Consider the following 20,800-nt stretch of genomic DNA (forward strand, 5'->3'; position numbering starts at 1 on the left):
GATTATGCTCCTTTTCCTGTTAAGTCTACGGTTGGGTTAATCAAACCGTATAACAAATCAACCACTGTGTTGGTAACAACGAAGATTAAGCCAACGAAAATAACGTAAGCAGTAATCAAAGGTGTATCTACACGGTTAATCGCTTCAAGGAATAGGAAGCCTGTACCCGGCCACTGGAATACTGTCTCTGTCAAAATGGTATACGCCACCATAGTACCAATCTGAACACCACCCACCGTGAGCACTGGCAACATTGTGTTTTTCAGCGCATGTTGGTAGTAGATTTTCTTCAGCGGTAAACCTTTTGCAGTAGCAAACTTAATGTATTCAGAGCTCAGAACTTCGAGCATTTCAGAACGAACTAAGCGAATAAACAGTGGCAACATGATGGAAGCCAGTGAGATACAAGGCAGAATCAGGTGCAGTAGACCATCAACCGTAAAGTAGCCTGATTCCCAGCCCAACAGGTTGTAGGTTTCACCACGTCCATAAGATGGTAGCCAGCCCAATTCAATTGAGAAGATATACATCAGCATAATCGCTGTTAAGAACACCGGAATAGAGATACCGATACTACTACCGGCCATCACGATTTTCGTAAACAGACTTTTTGGTTTTATTGCCGTATAAACACCAATTGGAATAGAGCAAACAATAATGATTAATGACGCACCAAAGACGAGCTCTAGAGTAGCCACTAATTTATCAAGAATGACTTCAATAGCTGGGCGTTTAAAGAAATAAGATGTGCCTAAGTCACCCTGCACCGCAGCAGTAACAAAGCGAGAATATTTGGTAATGAAGGGATCGTTCAGACCAAGTTCATCGCGCAGCGCTTGGCGCTCAGCTTCTGAAACAGATTGGCCGACAAGCTCACGTAGCGGGTCACCCAAGTTATCTTGGATGGCAAACGCCACTAAACTGATCACAAACATCACTATCAGTGCCTGAAACAGGCGCTTGACCAGAAACGTAAACATTCCTTGCCCCTTAACTTTCCATGCAAAATTCGGAATACACACGAGGTGCGAAAATACTCAGCCTAAAAAACGACACTTTATCCGACTGAAAAAATAAACTGTCTAAGTGTTAAAACACGCCTTCGATGTCAAACACCGAAGGCGTGGTGTTACTTGTTAATGCTCAATCTTACTTCTCGTCAACCACTAGGTCGCCGAAGTAAGGGAAGTCCATTGCGTTCACGATTTCTTTCGCGTGTACGTTAGACTTAGCACCCCAAGCAAGGTTTTGCCAATGTAGAGGAACGAACGCTGCATCGTTGTACAGAGTCGCTTCTACTTTCTGTAGCATTGCTGAACGTTTAGCAGGATCTGTTTCAACGTTTGCTTCTTCAACTAGCTTGTCTACTTCTGGGTTAGAGTAGTGACCACAGTTGTACTGACCTTTACCAGTCTCTTCGTTACGAGTCATAGTCAGGAATTCAGAGAAGTTCGCTGAATCTTCTGTATCTGAGTGCCAACCGATCATCAGCATATCTGCTGCACATAGGTCGAACTCTGGCCAGTATTGAGCTTTAGGCATAGTCTTCAGATCAACTTTGATACCGATCTTAGACAGCATTGCTGAAACAGCTTGTGCTACTTTTGCATCGTTCACATAACGGTTGTTAGGAGCGATCATAGTAAGCGTGAAACCTTTCTCGTAACCCGCTTCTTTCATTAGCTCTTTTGCTTTTTTCAGGTCAAAGCGTGGAACTAGCTCAGGGTTGTAACCTGCGTAGCCTTTAGGGCTTTGTTGACCAGCTGCTGTTGCGAAGCCTTTCATGATTTTATCAACGATACCTTCGTTGTTAATCGCATGAACGATAGCTTGACGAACACGAACATCTTTCAACGCTTCGTTGCTAGATTGGTTCATTTGGAACGTGATGATACGAGTACCAGGAAGAGTGATTAGGTCAACGCCTTTCGCTTCTTCAACACGTTTGTGATCGTTTGGCGCTACAGGAGCAATCATATCTACGTCGCCAGAAAGAAGCGCAGCAACACGAGTCGCGTCTTCTTTGATTGGCACTAGAGTAAGTTTGTCTACGTTACCTTTAGACGCTTTGTCCCAGTAACCGTCAAAACGTTCAAATTCAACTTTTACGCCTTGTTCACGAGAAGTAACGATGAAAGGACCAGTACCTGATACGTGAGTAGAAGCAAAAGAGTTTCCGTGTTTCACGATTTCAGCTTTGTCTTTACCGTCTTCACCAGTACCAGAGTAGAACTTGCTGTCCATTGGGAAGATGTAAGTTGCGGTTTGAAGAACAAGCGGGTATGCACCTTTTGACACTAGGTCAAATGTGTAATCATCAACTTTAACCAATTTTTCAAACGGTTCGAAAATCGCTTTGAAATCTGGAGAAACTTGTAGGCGGTCGAATGTCCAAACAACATCGTCAGCCGTTAGTTCGTTACCAGAATGGAACTTAACACCTTTACGTAGGTGGAAACGTACCGTTTTATCATCAATACGCTCCCATTTTTCCGCTAGGCGAGCTTCAAAATCCAAATCTTGCGTGTAACGAACTAGTGGATCAAATACCATATGAGACATCTGAAGCGTACCACCTGAAAGTTGCTCATGTGGATCAAGAGACACTGGGTCTGCGTCGTACGCTACTTTGATGTCTGCTGCGCTAGCTGCAAAGCTTAAACCAGCGGCCATTAAAGCTAATGCTAATTTGCTTTTCATGGTTTTCATTGCATAACTCCTTATGCGGGAATCCAAATCCCTAGTTGTTGTATTTGCTTCTGCTTAAAATGCCAAACAAGAACGTTTGGTAATGGTTACGGCTTTAGGCCGTTTCTACTTCTTCTCTTAACCCTGTGAATTCAGGCATCAAAGAAATCAGTTGTTTACTGTACTCGTGCTGAGGAGAGTTGAAAAGCTGCTCCGTTGGCGCAACTTCCAGTAAAGTCCCCATTTTCATCACACCTACGCGATCACACATTTGGCGAATCACAGGTAAATCGTGACTGATAAACAGCATGGTTAGGTTCAGTTCATCTTGAAGATCTTTAAGAAGGTTCAAAATCTGAGCCTGTACAGATACATCCAGAGCGGATGTCGGTTCATCACAAATCAGTAAGCGCGGGCGCGTTGCTAACGCACGAGCGATAGAAATACGTTGGCGTTGACCACCTGAAAACTCGTGCGGATATTTCACGCCAGCCATTTTGCCAAGGCCTACGTGCTCTAATAAATCGTTTACGATTTGACGCGTTTCCGCTTCACCACTGGTTAGCTTATGGAAACGAATAGGCTCCGCAACGATATCGAAAATCTTCATACGCGGGTTCATCGACGTATAAGGGTTTTGGAATACCATCTGCATTTGACGACGCATAGGGCGACGCTCTTTTTCAGATTTCAGAGCCGTTAAATCAATGCCTTCAAATGTCACGCGACCATCATTTGGCTGGTAAAGACCCGCGATAACACGCGCAATAGTCGATTTACCTGAACCCGATTCGCCAACCAGACCAAAGGTTTCGCCTTCAAACACTTCAAAACTCACATCGTTTGAAGCTTGCACATATTCACGACGGCTTTCGAATAAGGAATCTTTAGTCACAAAACGCAAGTTTACGTTTTCTACTTTCAGTAACGGGCCTGTGTACGCTCTGTTGTCCTGACTCTTACCTAACCAGTGATTTTTAATATCAATCGATTTTGTCTCTTCCGCTTGTTCGATGTAAGTCACCAGCGGGAAACGATCAAGCTTCTTGTCAGAACGTGGTACAGCTGAAATCAGGCTGCGCGTGTATTTGTGATCAGGGTTACCCAGCACTTTTGCTGTTGGGCCAAATTCAACCAGATCACCTCGATACATAACCGCGACGCGATCAGTAACGTTCGACACAACACCCATATCGTGCGTAACCAACATACAACCTACGTTGTTCTTGATACACAACTCACGAATCAGACTTAGGATTTGGTCCTGAATAGAAACATCCAGCGCCGTTGTTGGTTCATCCGCAATAATCAGATCAGGTTCACCAGCAAGAGCGATAGCAATAACCACACGCTGACGCATACCACCAGAGAACTGGTGAGGGTATTGCTTTAGACGGTTCTCAGGCTGAGGAATACCCACTTGCTTCATTAAGGAAAGCGCTCGTTGATAGGCCTCTTCTTCAGAAACCTTCATATTGGCATGAATGGTTTCTGTTAATTGGTGCTCAACGGTAAATAGCGGGTTCAAAGACGTCATCGGGTCTTGGAAAATAAAGCCAATTTTAGAACCACGCACTTTGCGCATTTTCTCAGGCGATAAACCGGAGATTTTTTCGCCGTCTAGGAAAACTTCACCACCAGCAATCGTGCCTGGAGGACTAAGCAAATCAATAACAGCATTACCAACGGTAGACTTACCCGCACCAGATTCGCCAACCACACCGACGATCTCACCGCGCTCAATGTTGAACGAAAGTGATTTTACTGCCGCATGCACACCGTGACGCGAAGGATATTCAATACGAAGGTTTTTTACTTCTAAAAGTGACATTTACACCAGACCTCTACTGCTCGGCAGTTTTCTGCCCTGTCTGCGTCTCATACCTCGGTGAAAAATACGAGTAATATGAGTACAAGTGAATCCATTCTTGTCAGTACAAAATTCTGACAATTTACAAGCCCATCAATTTGGCAAATATTTCACAGAAAAGCAACAAAGATAGGATAAAAAGTCGATAAAAAACGAATTCAAAGCACTATTATCGAATTTGTATGCACCATAAATGCACATAACAATGGTTTGACCATTCATCTAGCACGTAAAAATACACAGAACAACTCAGCCTTAAACACTGTAAAGCCACAAAATAACCATACAATCTAAAATTGAATCAGTGAATAATAAATCAAATTTAAGCAATGAAATTTTATTAACAAAATAGAAACAAAAATAGAATTCAAAGCGAAAGCTAAAATTAATGACCAAATTAAAATCAAACAGCAGTCATAAAATCGAAACATAGATCACATAAGCAGGTGTTTATTCCAAGCCGTTTCATTCACATAAACTGCAAATTTAGTCACTTTAAAATTCAGAAATCCATTTTTGTACAAAATACACGCACTTATACTTTAGATGATTTTTACTCAACGCAAGAAATGACCCAGAATAATTTGAAATACATCCCAGCGTTGAGCATATGAAATTACAAAAACATCATTAAAGCATCCACTTCATCGTCATTCTGCTTCAAGACGACAAAAGCCCCAGTCTTTCGACTGAGGCTTCATTATGGTTGTCGATGAAGAGCCAGATCCCGCACATCAGGCGAACCCCGCTCTGTTCGAAGACCTAAAATCTGGATGTAAAAAAGCCCCAGTCTTTCGACTGAGGCTTCATTATGGTTGTCGATGAAGAGCCAGATCCCGCACATCAGGCGAACCCCGCTCTGCTCGAAAACCTAAACTCTGGATGTAAAAAATCCCCGTCATTTCTGACGAGACTTTATGTAGGGGTCGGTGAAGAGCCAGATCCTGAACATCAGGCGAACCCCACTCTGTTCGAAAAACTAAACTCTAGATGTAAAAAAGCCCCATCATTTCTAACGAGACTTTATATAGTGGTTGGTGAAGAGCCAGATCCTGAACATCAGGCGAACCCCGCTCTGTTCGAAAACCTAAACTTTGGATGTAAAAAAGCCCCAGTCTTTCGACTGAGGCTTCGTTGTAGTGGTCGGTGAAGAGGGATTCGAACCCCCGACCCTCTGGTCCCAAACCAGATGCGCTACCAAGCTGCGCTATTCACCGACGAGTGTTTTATCTCGAAATTCATCAAGAAAGGGAACCGAAGTTACCAGAATAATGGGGTGGCCAACGAGGCTTGAACTCGCGACAACCGGAATCACAATCCGGGACTCTACCAACTGAGCTATGGCCACCAAAATTAGTGGTCGGTGAAGAGGGATTCGAACCCCCGACCCTCTGGTCCCAAACCAGATGCGCTACCAAGCTGCGCTATTCACCGACGAGTGTTTTATCTCGAAATTCATCAAGAAAGGGAACCGAAGTTACCAGAATAATGGGGTGGCCAACGAGGCTTGAACTCGCGACAACCGGAATCACAATCCGGGACTCTACCAACTGAGCTATGGCCACCACTGTATTTGCCAATTCGCTTACAATCCCGTAAGCATCCGGATGGCGCGCCCGAAAGGATTCGAACCTTCGACCTTTGGCTCCGGAGGCCAACGCTCTATCCAGCTGAGCTACGGGCGCATGCCCTATCGGCGGAGTGGAATAATACGTAGTTCACACTATGTCGTCTAGTATTTTTTCAACTTTTTTTGCCGTTTGATGGCTTTTTCGTCACATCCTTGTAGCTATTACCACAATAAGGATGTGACTAAGACCTTGAAGATCGCAACTTGTTGTTTATTGCAACAACTTATCGGGATATAATCACTCACTGTTTACATTGATTTAACAGCAAAGTTAACTTAACACACAAACTATGTTGCTTAAAATCACCCCTACTCTAAATATAAATAGGTAAGCAGCACTTACCTTCGGAATGTAAAGTGAGTTTATAGGATATGTCTCGATCACTCTTTAGCGTATTGTTCGCTGCTCTAACTTTTTCTACTGCAGCCCTAGCAACTAGCCAAGCTGATTATGATGCTATTGCTGAACGTATTAAACCCGTTGGTGATGTTTACCTAGCTGGTAGTGAACCTGTTTCTGCAGAACCTGCAGGCCCTCGTGATGGTGCGAAAGTCTACGGTACTTTCTGTATCGCTTGTCACGCCTCTGGAGTAAGCGGTGCGCCAATCAAAGGTAACGCTGACCAATGGGCACCTCGTATTGCTCAAGGCATCGATGTATTGAAAACCCATGCGATTAACGGTTTAAACATGATGCCACCTAAAGGTACATGTATGGACTGTTCTGACGATGAAATCGTTGCAGCAATCGAGCACATGATTGAAGGTTTGTAATTTCTTTCTATATCAGACGCTTTCTATGTAAAAAGGCTTGGTTTATACCAAGCCCTTTTTATTTCAGTCTCTATCGAGCACGCTATTTTTTGAACATTGCACGCAAGTTGGCAATGTGAGCCTGCCCTTTCGCCATACGCTCTTCTGCTGTTTGCGGTTGTTTCTGGCTTTCCCATTCCACATCATCAAACGGAAGTTCGTCTAAGAAGCGGCTTTGTGTCGGCTTTATCAGTTCACCGAACTGGCGACGCTCTTTACACATAATAAAAGTCAGTTCCCGCTGCGCACGAGTGATACCCACATACATTAAGCGACGCTCTTCTTCTACATTGTCTTCATCAATACTGGTTTGATGGGGCAGAATACCTTCCTCAGCACCAAGCAAGTAAACGTATGGAAACTCAAGACCTTTAGACGCATGCAAAGTCATTAGCTGAACAGCATCACTGTCATCACTGTCTTCGCCGCGTTCCATCATGTCACGTAGGGTCAATCGCTGAACCACCTCTTTGAGAGTTTTCTCTTCTTTATCTGGATTATCACCTTCTAAGTCAGCAACTATCCAAGAGTAAAGATCAGAGACGTTCTTCATGCGCATCTCTGCTGCTTTAGGGCTTGATGAGGTTTCATACAACCAGTCTTCGTAGTTGATATCGCGAACCAGTGAACGTACTGCTTCAACCGTATTACCACGTTCCGCATTATCAGCGATCGCGACCAACCACTGAGTAAAACGCTGTAAGTTCTCCAGACCTCTTCCCGATAAGTGCTGTTCTAAACCCAGTTCAAAGCTCGCTTCAAACAAGCTTTTTCCTCGCATATTGGCATAGCTGCCCAGCTTTTCCAGTGTGACAGGGCCTATCTCTCTGCGAGGTGTATTGACGATGCGTAAGAACGCATTGTCATCATCTGGATTCACCAACACTCGCAGATAAGCCATGATGTCTTTGATTTCAGCTCGAGCGAAAAACGACGTGCCACCGGAGATTTTGTACGGAACCCGGTTTTGCGTCAGATACTTTTCTATCAATCGTGACTGATGGTTCCCGCGATACAAAATTGAATAATCTCTGTATTCGGTTCTATTAAGAAACTTATGAGCAATGATTTCTGCCGTTACACGTTCAGCTTCATGTTCATCATTTTTCGCTAAAATGACTTTGAGTTTTTCCCCATCAGGGATCTCAGAGAACAGCGATTTTTCATACACGTGCGGGTTGTTGGCAATCAAGATGTTAGCTGCGCGAAGAATACGGCTGGTTGAGCGGTAGTTCTGCTCCAACTTAATCAGTTTTAAGTTAGGAAAATCTTGACCAAGCAACACCAAGTTCTGTGGTTTCGCCCCACGCCATGAATAGATGGACTGATCATCGTCGCCAACGACGGTGAGACGGGCGCGTTCACCCACCAGCAGTTTGACCAGTTCATACTGACTGGAGTTGGTATCTTGGTATTCATCAACCAGCAGATAGCGAATACGATTTTGCCAGCGCTGGCGAACTTCTTCATTGCCACGCAATAGCAGCACAGGCATGAGAATCAAATCATCAAAATCCAATGCGTTATAAGCGCGCATCTGGGTTTGATACATTTCAAAACAGAAAGCAAACAGCTGCATCTGTTCGCCTTGAGCACTTGCTTTGGCATGCTCAGGCGTGATCATGTCATTTTTCCAATTGGAGATGGTACTCATCAACTGGCGCAGCAAGTCTTTGTCACCATCGAGCTGCTTTTCCGTTAACTCTTTTAGCAACGCTAGCTGATCTTGGTCGTCAAACAGAGAGAAACCCGCTTTTAAACCGAGGTGCTTAAACTCACGACGAATGATATTCAAACCTAAGGTATGGAAGGTTGAAACCATCAAACCTCTGGATTCTTGGCGTCCTAAAGTCTGCCCGACACGCTCTTTCATTTCACGCGCCGCTTTATTAGTAAAGGTCACCGCTGCAATATTGCGCGCTTTATAACCACATTGCTGAACTAAATAGGCTATTTTATTAGTGATTACACGTGTTTTACCTGAACCCGCACCTGCTAAAACCAAGCATGGGCCAGATACATACTTTACGGCTTCGTCTTGTCTAGGGTTCAGCTTCATAGTGTTCTCGAGTCGATAAATAAAGGCCGCTTATGATAGTCTGCATAAGCGATCAATTCCAACTAAGTTAAAAGTGTAACTATTTGTCATTTTATTGTACAAGTGTATTGCAAAATGAATACTTCGTTGCGCATAATACCGCCACATTATGAATTTACCTTTCCCGAGCAGAACCCTCTTCTCGGGTTTACTCGTTAGCAAACGTGTTTAATGGATTGATTTAAAAGCAACTGAATATTAATCCGACACGAACTTGGAGCTCTGAGCCGAATGAAAAAGTGGACCTTTTTTATGTTACTGATTGCTGTGCTACTTTTTGGCAGCGTGATTGGTTTCAATTTATTCAAGCAACAGAAAATCGCCGAGTACATGGCAAACCGTCCTGAACCAGAGTTTCCTGTTACCGTCACAGAAGTAACAGCTAATGACTGGACGCCAGTGATTGAAGCTATCGGTTTTATTGAACCAAACCAAGGTGTTACTTTAACTACTGAGACCAGCGGTGTGATCGACAAGATAATGTTTGAATCAGGCGCTCAAGTCTCGACAGATCAACCATTGGTATTGCTAGATTCACAAGTGGAAATCGCCAACCTGAAAAGTACTCAGGCACGCCTTCCTGCGGCTGAAGCAAAATATAAGCGCTACAAAGGCTTGTATACCAAAGGCTCGATTTCAAAAGAGTCTTACGATGATGCAGAAGCAAGCTACTTGTCTCTGTCTGCGGATATTGAAAGCCTCAAAGCAGCGATTGCACGTCGTGAAATCAAAGCACCGTTTGCTGGTGTAGTCGGTATTCGTAATGTTTACTTAGGCCAATATCTTCAACCGGGCACAGACATTGTGCGCCTTGAGGATACCAGCATTATGCGTTTACGCTTTACCGTTTCACAGACCGACATTTCCCGAATTTCTCTAGGACAAGAGGTCGATATTTTTGTCGATTCATATCCGGAAAAATCTTTTACTGGCTCAATTACAGCTATTGAACCTGCTGTCAGCGTGCAAAGTGGCCTGATTCAAGTTCAAGCGGATATCCCAAACAACGATGGTCTTCTTCGTAGCGGTATGTTTGCTCGCGCTAACATTATTTTGCCTAAGTTAGTTGACCAAGTGATCGTTCCTCAAACAGCGATAACCTTTACTCTCTATGGTGATAGTGTCTATGTGATGAAAAAGGTCGATGGTGCTGATCGCGTAGAGCAACGTGTGGTAAAAGTTGGCGAGCGTAAAGGTGCAGATGCTCATGTCCTTGATGGCTTAGAGATTGGTGATGTGGTGATCACGTCAGGTCAAGTTCGTCTAAGCAACAACTCAAAAGTTCGTGTAGTAGAAAGCAGTGCGACTACTCCACCAGCTCAAACACCGATGCTGTAATTGGAGGACTCATGCGCTTTACTGATGTTTTTATAAAACGTCCAGTTCTCGCGATATCCATCAGCTTTTTGATTGCACTGCTTGGTCTGCAAGCAATGTTCAAAATGCAGGTCAGTGAATATCCGGAAATGACGAATACAGTAGTAACGGTTTCAACTAGTTACTACGGGGCAAGTGCGGACTTAATCCAAGGCTTTATTACCCAGCCTTTGGAGCAAGCCATCGCTCAGGCCGACAACATTGACTATATGACATCGTCATCCGTACTAGGTAAATCCACCATTACGGTAATGATGAAACTTAATACTGACCCGAATGCTGCTCTATCGGATATATTAGCGAAAACAAACTCTGTGCGTTCGCAGCTACCGAAAGAAGCAGAAGACCCGTCAGTCACCATGTCGACAGGTTCAACGACTGCTGTTCTGTATATCGGTTTCACCAGTGACGAATTGGCGTCCAGTCAGATCACTGACTATCTGGAACGTGTAATCAACCCGCAGCTATTTACGGTAAACGGCGTATCCAAAGTCGACTTATATGGCGGTATGAAGTACGCGCTACGCGTTTGGCTTGATCCAGCAAAAATGGCGGCACTTAACCTAACCGCTAGCGATGTTATGGGTGTATTGAATGCCAATAACTACCAATCGGCAACCGGTCAAGCAACGGGTGAGTTCGTCCTTTATAACGGTAGTGCAGATACACAAGTATCGAATGTCGATGAACTTAAAAACCTAGTTGTTAAAACGGGCGAAGGTTCTGTCATCCGTTTGAGCGATGTGGCTAAAGTCTCTTTGGAAAAAAGTCATGATGTTTATCGTGCAAGTGCTAATGGACGCGAAGCGGTTGTTGCTGCAATTAACGCAGCACCAAGCGCGAACCCAATTAACATTGCTGCCGATGTACTCGGCCTTTTACCTCAGCTAAAGAGTAACTTGCCTAGCAACATTGAAATGAATGTGATGTATGACTCTACCATCGCGATTAACGAGTCGATTCAAGAGGTAATTAAAACCATCTTAGAAGCGGCCTTGATTGTATTGATCGTCATTACATTGTTCCTTGGCTCATTCCGTGCGGTACTGATTCCAATTGTAACGATCCCGCTGTCACTGATCGGTGTTGCGATGGTAATGCAATCAATGGGCTTCTCATGGAACCTGATGACCTTGCTGGCAATGGTACTGGCCATCGGTCTGGTTGTAGATGATGCGATTGTTGTGTTGGAAAACGTTGACCGTCACATCAAGCTAGGCGAGACACCATTCCGTGCTGCGATTATTGGTACACGAGAAATCGCCGTGCCTGTTATCGCAATGACGTTAACCCTAGGCGCGGTATACGCTCCGATCGCCATGATGGGCGGAATCACAGGTTCTTTGTTTAAAGAGTTTGCTTTGACGCTTGCGGGTGCGGTGTTTGTTTCAGGTGTAGTCGCCTTAACACTGTCGCCAATGATGTGTTCAAAAATGCTTAAGGCAAATGAAGAGCCAAGCAAGTTTGAGAAAAAGGTTCACCATATCCTAGATGGGATGACGGAGAGATACGCTCGAATGCTGGATGCTGTGATGCAACGTCGTCCAGTTATCATTGCGTTTGCTTTCATCGTGTTTGCAAGCTTACCAATGCTGTTTAAGTTTATCCCAAGTGAACTTGCACCATCTGAAGATAAAGGTGTTGTGGTGCTGATGGGTACCGGACCTTCAAATGCGAACTTGGACTACCTGCAAAATACAATGAATGACGTGAACAAGATTCTGTCAGAGCAAAAAGAAGTTCAATTTGCTCAGGTGTTTACGGGGGTTCCAAACTCAAACCAAGCGTTTGGTATCGCATCTATGGTGCCTTGGAGCGAGCGAGAAGCAAGCCAAGCTGAAGTGACCAACCGCGTGGGTTCGTTAATCCAAAACATTCCGGGTATGGCTGTGACTGCATTCCAAATGCCTGAACTTCCGGGTGCAGGTTCTGGCCTACCGATCCAGTTTGTTTTGACTACACCAAGCAGCTTCGAAAGTCTGTTTACCATCGCTACTGAAATATTGACCGACGTTAAGTTGAGCCCACTGTTTGTTTATTCGGATTTGGATCTGAATTACGACTCAGCAACGATGAAAATCAATATTGATAAAGATAAAGCCGGTGCTTATGGCGTAACCATGCAAGATATTGGTATCACACTTGGCACCATGATGGCAGACGGTTACGTAAACCGAATTGACCTCGATGGCCGTTCTTATGAAGTGATCCCGCAAGTGGAACGCAAATACCGCCTGAACCCTGAGTCCATGAAGAACTACTTTGTTCGCGCGGTTGATGGTAAAGCTGTACCACTGGGTAGCTTAATCAGTATTGATGTAGTCGCAGAACCTCGTTCACTGCCACACTTCAACCAGTTAAACTCCGCCACTATTGGCGCAGTGCCATCACCAGGTACGGCAATGGGTGACGCAATTAACTGGTTTGAAAATGTTGCAGAAACGAAGCTTCCTAGCGGATATAACCATGACTACATGGGCGAGGCTCGTCAGTACGTCACCGAAGGTAATGCTCTTTACGCTACATTCGCTCTAGCTCTGGCTATCATCTTCCTGGTTCTCGCTATTCAGTTTGAATCATTGAAAGATCCACTGGTCATCATGGTGTCCGTACCGTTGGCAATTTGTGGTGCGCTGATTACGTTGGCTTGGGGTGCGTCAACCATGAATATCTACTCGCAGGTAGGTTTGATTACTCTGGTTGGCCTGATCACCAAACACGGTATTTTGATTTGTGAAGTGGCAAAAGAAGAGCAGCTGCATAATAAGAAATCTCGTATTGAAGCGGTTACTGAAGCGGCGAAAGTTCGTCTTCGTCCAATTCTGATGACAACCGCTGCGATGATTGCAGGCTTGATCCCACTGATGTACGCAACAGGTGCAGGTGCAGCTCAACGCTTCAGTATCGGTGTTGTTATCGTTGCTGGTCTTTCTATTGGTACGCTATTCACACTGTTCGTGTTACCTGTGATCTATAGCTACCTAGCAGAAAAACACAAACCACTACCAGTGTTTGTCGAAGCGAAAGAACTCGAAGCTCTGGCGCGTTTTGACAAAGAGCAGCAAGCGAGTCATGAATAACTTCATGTTCTCATAATCACAAAAGGTCACATCTGTGGCCTTTTTTATTGCAGCAATTAACGACTTTCTGGTGCGAATTGAATAGAATGTTCACCAGAAAGATAGGAGAGAAACCCGATGTTTGACCCAAAGAAACTCGAGCAAATTGCTAAGCAAATTCACGAATCAATGCCTCAACCGGTCAAAGAGCTGGGTGCGGATGTGGAACAGAAAGTTCGCCAAGTAATTCAAGGCCAGCTTAACAAACTGGATGTAGTGAGCCGTGAAGAGTTTGATGTACAAACTCAAGTGCTGCTTCGCACTCGTCAGAAGCTGACGGAGATGGAACAAAAGCTAGCAGAGCTGGAAAGCAAATTGGCTGATAAATAATTCCATTCGTCGGTAATTCGATAAATAGAATTTGAAAAATAGTAAAAGGGCTGAATCTCACGACTCAGCCCTTTTTGTTCTTGTTGTGTTTGCTTTTATATTTATTGCGCTAACGCTATGCCAGCCTTTGAATTTTTAGTGTTTGGCTGGCATTTATTTTCTATTAGTCACCAACCGCGATGCGCTTCATGTCTTTCATGTAGCCACGTAGCTCTTCACCGATGTATTCCACTGGGTGGTTACGGATGATGCTGTTCACTTCAATAAGTTTCGCGTTATCTACTTGGTTAGACGTTTCGCCTAAACCTTTACCGATTACGTCAGTACCTACGTTTGGCATGAACTTCTCACGCAGTAGAGGCGTTGCAACGTTAGCGAATAGGTAGTTACCGTATTCCGCAGTATCAGAGATAACCACGTTCATTTCATACAGACGCTTACGAGCAACCGTGTTTGCAATCAGTGGAAGCTCATGTAGTGATTCGTAGTAAGCAGACTCATCGATAATGCCTGATGCAGTCATTGCTTCGAATGCCAATTCAACCCCAGCACGAACCATTGCAATCATTAGAATGCCGTTGTCAAAGAACTCTTGCTCGCTGATCTTAACGCTTGATTCTGGGTAGTTTTCGAATGCAGTTTCTGCAGTCTCTGCACGCCAGCCAAGAAGGTTCGCATCGTCATTTGCCCAGTCAGCCATCATAGTGCTAGAGAAGTGACCAGAGATAATGTCATCCATGTGTTTGTTGTACAGTGGACGCATTAGCTCTTTTAGTTCTTCAGAAAGCTCGAATGCTTTGATTTTCGCAGGGTTAGACAGACGGTCCATCATGTGAGTGATGCCACCGAACTTCAATGCTTCTGTAATGGTTTCCCAACCGTATTGAAGTAGACGACCTGCGTAGCCTGCATCGATACCTTCAGCAACCATTTTCTCGTAACAAACGATAGAACCCGCTTGCAACATACCACACAGGATAGTTTGCTCACCCATTAAGTCAGATTTTACTTCTGCTACAAATGAAGACTCTAGACAGCCAGCACGGTGACCACCAGTAGCTGCAGCCCAAGCTTTAGCGATATCCCAACCTTCACCTTTAGGATCATTTTCTGGGTGCACAGCGATCAGAGTAGGAACACCGAAACCACGTTTGTATTCTTCACGTACTTCAGTACCCGGACACTTAGGCGCAACCATTACAACAGTAATGTCTTTACGAATTTGCATGCCTTCTTCAACGATGTTGAAGCCGTGTGAGTAACCTAGTGCAGCGCCTTCTTTCATTAGAGGCATTACGGTTTGAACAACGTTTGTGTGTTGTTTATCAGGAGTTAGGTTTACTACTAGGTCTGCTTGAGGAATAAGATCTTCGTAGCTGCCTACGTTGAAACCGTTGTCTTTTGCATTTTTGTAAGACTGACGTTTTTCGTCAATTGCTGCCTGGCGAAGTGCGTAAGAAACATCTAGACCTGAATCACGCATGTTCAGACCTTGGTTAAGACCTTGAGCACCACAACCTACGATAACCACTTTCTTACCTTTCAGGTAATCAGCTTCTGTCGCGAACTCTTCACGATCCATGAAACGACAGCGGCCTAGTTGGTCCAATTGTTCACGTAGATTTAGGGTATTGAAATAGTTAGCCATTGTGGTGCTCCTGTAATTATCTTTCCGTAGGGTCGGTGGCTCTGCACCGAATGAGTTCATACTAAAGCAGACATTTAATTGCTGAAAGTGATATATTCACAATTAGTCATTGCAATAAATGCAACATGGAAAGATTCATGAATATCAAAACCATCAAATTGTTTCTCAATATCTGCGACAGCAAGAATTTCAGCAAGTCGGCCACATCCATGCATGTCAGCCCTTCCGCTTTAAGCCGTCAAATACAGAAGTTGGAAGATGAGATTGGGCACCCGCTGTTTATTCGCGATAACCGCAGTGTAGAGCTGACTCCCGCGGGGGAAAAGTTATTACCCGTTGCCATAAAAATGGTTCACGACTGGACGCAATTTCAGTCTCAAATCAATGCACAAGATCATGAACTCAAAGGTGAAATTCGCCTCTTTTGTTCAGTAACCGCAAGCTACAGTCATCTTCCGCAGCTACTGAGTTCATTCAGACTTAAGCATCCATTCATCGAATTTAAGTTGCTTACCGGTGATCCTGCTCAGGCAATCGATAAGATTTTAAATGATGAAGCGGATATCGCGATTTCCGCCATGCCTGAGAGCTTACCGTCCAAAGTGGAGTTCACCACCATCAGTGAAATACCACTTTCCGTGATTGCGCCGATAGGAATTAGCAGTTGGGTTGAAGAGCTGCATAAAGAAAAACCTGACTGGAACCAGATTCCCTTTATTGTTCCCGAATCAGGAACCGCCCGCGATCGTGCCAATACTTGGTTTAAGAAAATGAAAATCAAACCTAGCATCTATGCACAGATTGCTGGCCATGAAGCGATCGTCAGTATGGTAGCACTCGGCTGTGGTGTAGGAATCGCACCCGACGTTGTCATTAACAACAGCCCTGTGCGAGACAGTATTCAGCGCCTGTCCTACTCTCCGATTAAACCCTTTCAACTCGGGGTTTGTTGCCGACGCTCACAGTTGGATAATCCATTGGTGAGAGCATTATGGGAGCTGGCAGAAGGGACATTTATTTCTCAGTAAAGGCACGCTCTAAACGTAGAGCTGCCGATATTAAAACGGGTAAATTCGCACACCAAAGTTAACACTGTTTCATTAACTATCTTTAATCTTTCCAAAAGGTCTGCTCAATATAGGTTCACATACAATCTGCCCGACAACCTATATACAAAGCTGCAATGTTTAACGATTTACCCCCTAAATCGTATTGGCTCGCATTAGTCACGCGAGCCTACTTTTTTCATTCCCTTCCTACTTGCTTTCACCGGTAAAGTACCAATCAAAAAGGACATCCTATGAAAATACTCATCATTGAAGATGACAGCACAACCCGAGAGTTTGTCAGTAAAGGGCTAACGGAACACGGCTATATTGTTGACCAAGCAGAAGATGGTAAGAAAGGGCTGATGATGGCGCTAAGTTCTGAATACCAACTGATCATTCTAGACAGAATGTTGCCCTACCTTGATGGAATGAAAGTGCTGGCCGCGATTAAAGCCGCTGAAGAGCAGCTTCCTGTACTGATATTAAGTGCAATGGATAGCGTCAATGACCGCGTCGATGGTTTGCAAGCGGGTAGCGACGACTACTTGATTAAACCGTTCGCATTGGCAGAGCTTATTGCAAGAGTCAACATCATTATCAACCGCGCTCATAGACCCCAAACGACTAAACACGTTCTTAATTACCACTGTTTACAAGTCGATCTCAAAGCACACAAAGTGACCTGCAATCAGCAGGAAATCATTCTTCAGCCGAAAGAGTTCCAACTTATTCAATACTTTGTAGAACATAGTGAGCAAGTGGTATCGCGCATGCGTCTGTTCGAAAATATCTGGAGCTATCATTTTGATCCTAGAACCAACGTCATTGATGTGCATGTAGCAAACCTACGCCGCAAGCTGGAAGATGCCGGATGTTCAGGGCTGTTACATACAGTGAGAGGTGTCGGGTATGTCCTTCGTCGATGACTATGCATTAACCCGTTCATCCGTATTTAAAACATTGGTAAGTCTGTTTTTACTCGTGACTCTCATCAACATCATAGTGATACACCAAGTCTACAGAGATTCAGATAATTTCCACCGCCAACAACTCGCCAGACAACTCAATGAAGAGATTTTGGAGTTCAACTTTGCAGCACAGCAGAGCACGGAAGATGTAAGACAACTTTTAGAAACCAAGCGATCCGCCACAACCCCTTTCTACTACAACCTGATTGAAACTGACGAAACCGACTTGCCACACTCTTACTACCCAATCGATTTGCAAAGAAACAGGCATAACATTCTGGTCGGTAACAACCTCAAGCTGGAGATCGGTGTGAATAAAACCGCTGTTGAAGAATATCGAAAATCCCTCATTCCGATTGTCTTCTCTGGGATCATTCTTCCTGTTGCCGTCATGATTATATCTGCACTGTTTTTCACTGTACTTATTCTCAAGCGGTTGGAAAAAGTAAATCACGCTATGAATCGCGTCCTGTGCGGAGAGCATAATGTCAAAATAGCGGTTTCTCGGCAGGATGATGAGTTTGATATTTTAGCCATTCACCTCAACTTCATGATTGAACAAATGGCCAAGAACGAGTCTAGCCTTAAATCTCTGACCACAGGTTTAGCTCACGATATGAGAACGCCGATGGCGAGGCTTAAACTGCGTCTCGAAGACATTCTAGACCAAGACAAGCTATCGCTCTCTCAAAGAGCGAGTATTTCCGCTTGCTATGATGAGTTGGAACTCATCCTGTCACTGTTCAATAGCATGCTTGAAATTGCCAAACTGAACAGCGGCCAAATCAATATCAGTAAAGAGTCCATCGATTTAGGCAAAGTAACCCAAGACGCCATAGAGTTCATTGCCCCAGTAGCTGAAGCAAAACAGCAACGCTTAACCTTCAGGCAAGACACCCTTTGCGAGGTTACCGGGGATCGCTCGCTGCTGTTTAGAGCCGTATTTAACCTGCTGGAAAATGCAGTGAAATACACCCCAAGCGGTGGATCGATTGATATCATTGCTGACTGCTATGGTGTTGTCATCGCCGATACTGGCATTGGTATTTCTGACTACGACAAAATGTATGTTTGCCGCCCTATGTATCGGGCTGACCAAAGCCGTTCTGAAGCAGGCAATGGCCTAGGGTTATCTCTGGTTGATGCGGTCGTTAATCTGCATAACGCACACCTGTTCTTGCGTGACAACAATCCGGGTCTACGTGCACGGCTCTATTTTGATAATTAATCGACATAAAAAAGGCTAAGTCACCGCTTAGCCTTTATCTTCATTTGATATCCAGTTAAGCAGAGAAGCTAGGAACAACAACATCCGATAAATCTCGTGTCTCTGGAATAAGCTTCATCGAGTGAGCCACTTCTTCGGCTTCTGTCCCAATAATTACCTGCAAGTTATTCGCACCTATCTTCACTACGCCCATCGCCCCTATGGCTTTAAGCGTACGCTCATCAACAATGGAAATGTCTTTCAACGTTAATCGAAGGCGCGTAATACATGAATCGATAGAAGTAAGATTACTATGGCCTCCCAACGCTTTCAGATACTGAGCAGCTTTCTCATTGGTTGTCGTTTCGTTCTCTTCAGCAACCTCTGCATCTTCGCGTCCCGGTGTTTTCAAATCAAACTTAACGATAGCGAATCGGAACACACTGTAGTAGATCACCGCGAAGGCAAACCCTTGTAGGATCAACATGTACGGTTTGATTGCGAGAGGCAAATTGAAAGACAGAATGAAGTCGATTAAACCACCGCTGAAAGTGAAACCCGCAAACCACTGCATACTCGCGGCAATATAAAGGGATAGTGCGGCAAGTAAAGCATGAACAACATATAAAGCTGGCGCCACAAACATAAATGCAAACTCAATAGGTTCAGTAACACCGGTTAATATTGCGGTCAGAGCTGACGCCCCAAGAATGCCGCCAACTCTTTTCTTGTTCTCAGGCTTAGCACAGTGATACATAGCCAAACATGCAGCAGGTAAACCATATCCCATAAATGGGAAGAAGCCTGCTTGATACATACCTGTGACGCCTAATTCGCCAGTCCCAGACCAGAACTTAGAAATGTCGTTAATACCGACAAGGTCAAAGATGAACACCTGATTCAGGGCATGATGTAAACCAACGGGAATAAGAAGACGGTTGAAGAAACCGTATATGCCAGCGCCAGCTGCGCCCATTTCAGAAATCGAAACGCCAAAATTAACTAAGGAGCCATAAACTGCAGGCCATACGTAAACCATCACAACACTGATCAGAATAGAAGCCAGCGAAGTCACTATGGGCACGAAACGTTTACCGCCAAAGAAACCTAATGCAGCAGGCAGTTTGATAGTGTGAAAACGGTTATAAAGAGTGGCAGCCACTATCCCCATCATGATACCGGTAAATGCACTAACAGCAGCCGCGGACGCAATCAGTTCCGAAGAACTCATATCAGCGACAGGCACTCCGGTGATCTGAGAAATCACGGCGGTATTTCCGACAATCATCTCGACAATTAGCAGACCAAGTAAGCCAGATAGAGCGGCTGCACCGTTATTATCTTTCGCTAATCCATAAGCAACACCAACCGCAAACAACCAAGCCTGGTTATCCATAATCCCTTTACCACCGTAGACCAGCACAGCAGCTAATGGGTTATTCGCCCCCCATCCTGATGGGTCTAAAGCGTAGCCAAGGCCAAGCATCAAACCACCGGCAGGTAGCACGGCAATAGGCACCATCAGTGCTTTACCGATTTTTTGTAAGTATCCTAAAATGTTCACGTTTTATCCTCTTGCGTTTAATTGTTAAGAGAGGATACGAGCAGGATGATTAAGCGGTGGTTGTGCGTAGATTAAGTTTTATTAATCTTTTCACGATGATTTTAGAAAGGTACAGATAGCAAAAAGCCCGCTATTTCTAGCGGGCTTTGCAATGTGGCGGAGAGATAGGGATTTGAACCCTAGGTACGCTATTAACGTACGCCGGTTTTCAAGACCGGTGCTTTCAACCACTCAGCCATCTCTCCACAATTTTTTACTAAAAATAAGTCTTACTCGAACGATGCTACATTTTTAGTTTTGGCTTTCATCGATTAAAAAGATGATTACCTAATTTAAAGCCTGGCGATGTCCTACTCTCACATGGGGAGACCCCACACTACCATCGGCGCTAATTCGTTTCACTTCTGAGTTCGGCATGGAATCAGGTGGGTCCAAATCG

At 44.5% G+C, this 20,800-nt stretch carries 13 protein-coding genes, 6 tRNA genes and 1 rRNA gene; 7 read left to right on the forward strand and 13 right to left on the reverse strand.

Features of this window, described 5'->3' with window-relative positions:
* Positions 1-2: 2 nt before the first annotated feature.
* The 8 genes from HKI82_RS18625 to HKI82_RS18660 form a co-directional block, all read right to left on the reverse strand.
* Entirely contained in the window at positions 3-980 is a 978-nt protein-coding gene (locus HKI82_RS18625) for an ABC transporter permease (protein ID WP_171138845.1), read from the reverse strand.
* Between the two features lie 169 nt (positions 981-1,149).
* A complete protein-coding gene (locus tag HKI82_RS18630) occupies positions 1,150-2,709 on the reverse strand; it encodes an ABC transporter substrate-binding protein (RefSeq protein WP_171138846.1) in 1,560 nt (519 codons plus the stop codon).
* 94 nt (positions 2,710-2,803) lie between these two features.
* Positions 2,804-4,519 carry an ABC transporter ATP-binding protein gene (locus HKI82_RS18635; protein WP_102942844.1) on the reverse strand — a complete coding sequence of 572 codons (1,716 nt, stop codon included), beginning with the start codon at positions 4,517-4,519 and terminating at the stop codon, positions 2,804-2,806.
* A 1,179-nt stretch (positions 4,520-5,698) separates the two neighbouring features.
* Positions 5,699-5,775 (reverse strand) — tRNA-Pro (locus tag HKI82_RS18640).
* A gap of 55 nt (positions 5,776-5,830) precedes the next feature.
* Positions 5,831-5,906 (reverse strand) — tRNA-His (locus tag HKI82_RS18645).
* Positions 5,907-5,915: 9 nt separating this feature from the next.
* Positions 5,916-5,992 (reverse strand) — tRNA-Pro (locus HKI82_RS18650).
* A gap of 55 nt (positions 5,993-6,047) precedes the next feature.
* Positions 6,048-6,123, reverse strand: a tRNA-His gene (locus tag HKI82_RS18655).
* Positions 6,124-6,166: 43 nt separating this feature from the next.
* Positions 6,167-6,243, reverse strand: a tRNA-Arg gene (locus tag HKI82_RS18660).
* 317 nt (positions 6,244-6,560) lie between these two features.
* On the opposite strand from HKI82_RS18660, the gene HKI82_RS18665 reads away from it, so the two are divergent.
* Positions 6,561-6,962, forward strand: coding sequence for a c-type cytochrome (locus HKI82_RS18665; RefSeq protein ID WP_042489810.1), 402 nt, complete (start codon positions 6,561-6,563; stop codon positions 6,960-6,962).
* An 82-nt stretch (positions 6,963-7,044) separates the two neighbouring features.
* Here HKI82_RS18665 and rep read toward each other — a convergent pair whose 3' ends face one another.
* On the reverse strand, positions 7,045-9,060 hold the full coding sequence (gene rep, locus HKI82_RS18670) for a DNA helicase Rep (RefSeq protein ID WP_171138847.1): 2,016 nt from the start codon (positions 9,058-9,060) through the stop codon (positions 7,045-7,047).
* Between the two features lie 270 nt (positions 9,061-9,330).
* On the opposite strand from rep, the gene HKI82_RS18675 reads away from it, so the two are divergent.
* The 3 genes from HKI82_RS18675 to ubiK all read left to right on the forward strand — a co-directional run bounded on the left by HKI82_RS18675 (position 9,331) and on the right by ubiK (position 13,925).
* The gene (locus HKI82_RS18675; RefSeq protein WP_042489814.1) at positions 9,331-10,437 is read left to right on the forward strand and encodes an efflux RND transporter periplasmic adaptor subunit; all 1,107 of its coding nucleotides are present in this window, start codon (positions 9,331-9,333) and stop codon (positions 10,435-10,437) included.
* 11 nt (positions 10,438-10,448) lie between these two features.
* Positions 10,449-13,556 carry a multidrug efflux RND transporter permease subunit gene (locus tag HKI82_RS18680; protein WP_171138848.1) on the forward strand — a complete coding sequence of 1,036 codons (3,108 nt, stop codon included), beginning with the start codon at positions 10,449-10,451 and terminating at the stop codon, positions 13,554-13,556.
* A 117-nt stretch (positions 13,557-13,673) separates the two neighbouring features.
* On the forward strand, positions 13,674-13,925 hold the full coding sequence (gene ubiK, locus HKI82_RS18685) for a ubiquinone biosynthesis accessory factor UbiK (protein WP_042489818.1): 252 nt from the start codon (positions 13,674-13,676) through the stop codon (positions 13,923-13,925).
* A 163-nt stretch (positions 13,926-14,088) separates the two neighbouring features.
* Here the strand turns inward: ubiK and ilvC are convergent, their stop codons facing one another.
* Positions 14,089-15,573 carry a ketol-acid reductoisomerase gene (gene ilvC, locus HKI82_RS18690; protein WP_102942841.1) on the reverse strand — a complete coding sequence of 495 codons (1,485 nt, stop codon included), beginning with the start codon at positions 15,571-15,573 and terminating at the stop codon, positions 14,089-14,091.
* Between the two features lie 137 nt (positions 15,574-15,710).
* On the opposite strand from ilvC, the gene ilvY reads away from it, so the two are divergent.
* From ilvY to HKI82_RS18705, 3 genes are all read left to right on the forward strand, one after another.
* A complete protein-coding gene (gene ilvY, locus HKI82_RS18695) occupies positions 15,711-16,601 on the forward strand; it encodes an HTH-type transcriptional activator IlvY (protein ID WP_102942840.1) in 891 nt (296 codons plus the stop codon).
* Positions 16,602-16,873: 272 nt separating this feature from the next.
* Complete coding sequence (locus tag HKI82_RS18700; RefSeq protein WP_102942839.1) at positions 16,874-17,548, forward strand: response regulator transcription factor; 675 nt, start codon at positions 16,874-16,876, stop codon at positions 17,546-17,548.
* A complete protein-coding gene (locus tag HKI82_RS18705; RefSeq protein ID WP_171138849.1) occupies positions 17,532-18,818 on the forward strand; it encodes a sensor histidine kinase in 1,287 nt (428 codons plus the stop codon). The genes HKI82_RS18700 and HKI82_RS18705 overlap by 17 nt, the downstream gene beginning before the upstream one ends.
* Before the next feature lie 55 nt (positions 18,819-18,873).
* On the opposite strand, the gene nagE is transcribed toward HKI82_RS18705, so the two are convergent.
* The 3 genes from nagE to rrf form a co-directional block, all read right to left on the reverse strand.
* Positions 18,874-20,361, reverse strand: coding sequence for an N-acetylglucosamine-specific PTS transporter subunit IIBC (gene nagE, locus HKI82_RS18710; RefSeq protein WP_102942837.1), 1,488 nt, complete (start codon positions 20,359-20,361; stop codon positions 18,874-18,876).
* A gap of 154 nt (positions 20,362-20,515) precedes the next feature.
* Positions 20,516-20,606, reverse strand: a tRNA-Ser gene (locus tag HKI82_RS18715).
* Positions 20,607-20,698: 92 nt separating this feature from the next.
* A 5S ribosomal RNA gene (rrf, locus tag HKI82_RS18720) occupies positions 20,699-20,800 on the reverse strand; the annotation flags it as partial.

The sequence above is a fragment of the Vibrio plantisponsor genome (assembly GCF_013041605.1).
Lineage (GTDB): Bacteria > Pseudomonadota > Gammaproteobacteria > Enterobacterales > Vibrionaceae > Vibrio > Vibrio plantisponsor.

Bases quoted from the DNA above. Each gene is read 5' to 3' on its own strand.
- HKI82_RS18625 (WP_171138845.1), bottom strand. From the start codon at position 980: ATGTTTACGTTTCTGGTCAAGCGCCTGTTTCAGGCACTGATAGTGATG.
- HKI82_RS18630 (WP_171138846.1), bottom strand. From the start codon at position 2,709: ATGAAAACCATGAAAAGCAAATTAGCATTAGCTTTAATGGCCGCTGGT.
- HKI82_RS18635 (WP_102942844.1), bottom strand. From the start codon at position 4,519: ATGTCACTTTTAGAAGTAAAAAACCTTCGTATTGAATATCCTTCGCGT.
- HKI82_RS18665 (WP_042489810.1), top strand. From the start codon at position 6,561: ATGTCTCGATCACTCTTTAGCGTATTGTTCGCTGCTCTAACTTTTTCT.
- rep (WP_171138847.1), bottom strand. From the start codon at position 9,060: ATGAAGCTGAACCCTAGACAAGACGAAGCCGTAAAGTATGTATCTGGC.
- HKI82_RS18675 (WP_042489814.1), top strand. From the start codon at position 9,331: ATGAAAAAGTGGACCTTTTTTATGTTACTGATTGCTGTGCTACTTTTT.
- HKI82_RS18680 (WP_171138848.1), top strand. From the start codon at position 10,449: ATGCGCTTTACTGATGTTTTTATAAAACGTCCAGTTCTCGCGATATCC.
- ubiK (WP_042489818.1), top strand. From the start codon at position 13,674: ATGTTTGACCCAAAGAAACTCGAGCAAATTGCTAAGCAAATTCACGAA.
- ilvC (WP_102942841.1), bottom strand. From the start codon at position 15,573: ATGGCTAACTATTTCAATACCCTAAATCTACGTGAACAATTGGACCAA.
- ilvY (WP_102942840.1), top strand. From the start codon at position 15,711: ATGAATATCAAAACCATCAAATTGTTTCTCAATATCTGCGACAGCAAG.
- HKI82_RS18700 (WP_102942839.1), top strand. From the start codon at position 16,874: ATGAAAATACTCATCATTGAAGATGACAGCACAACCCGAGAGTTTGTC.
- HKI82_RS18705 (WP_171138849.1), top strand. From the start codon at position 17,532: ATGTCCTTCGTCGATGACTATGCATTAACCCGTTCATCCGTATTTAAA.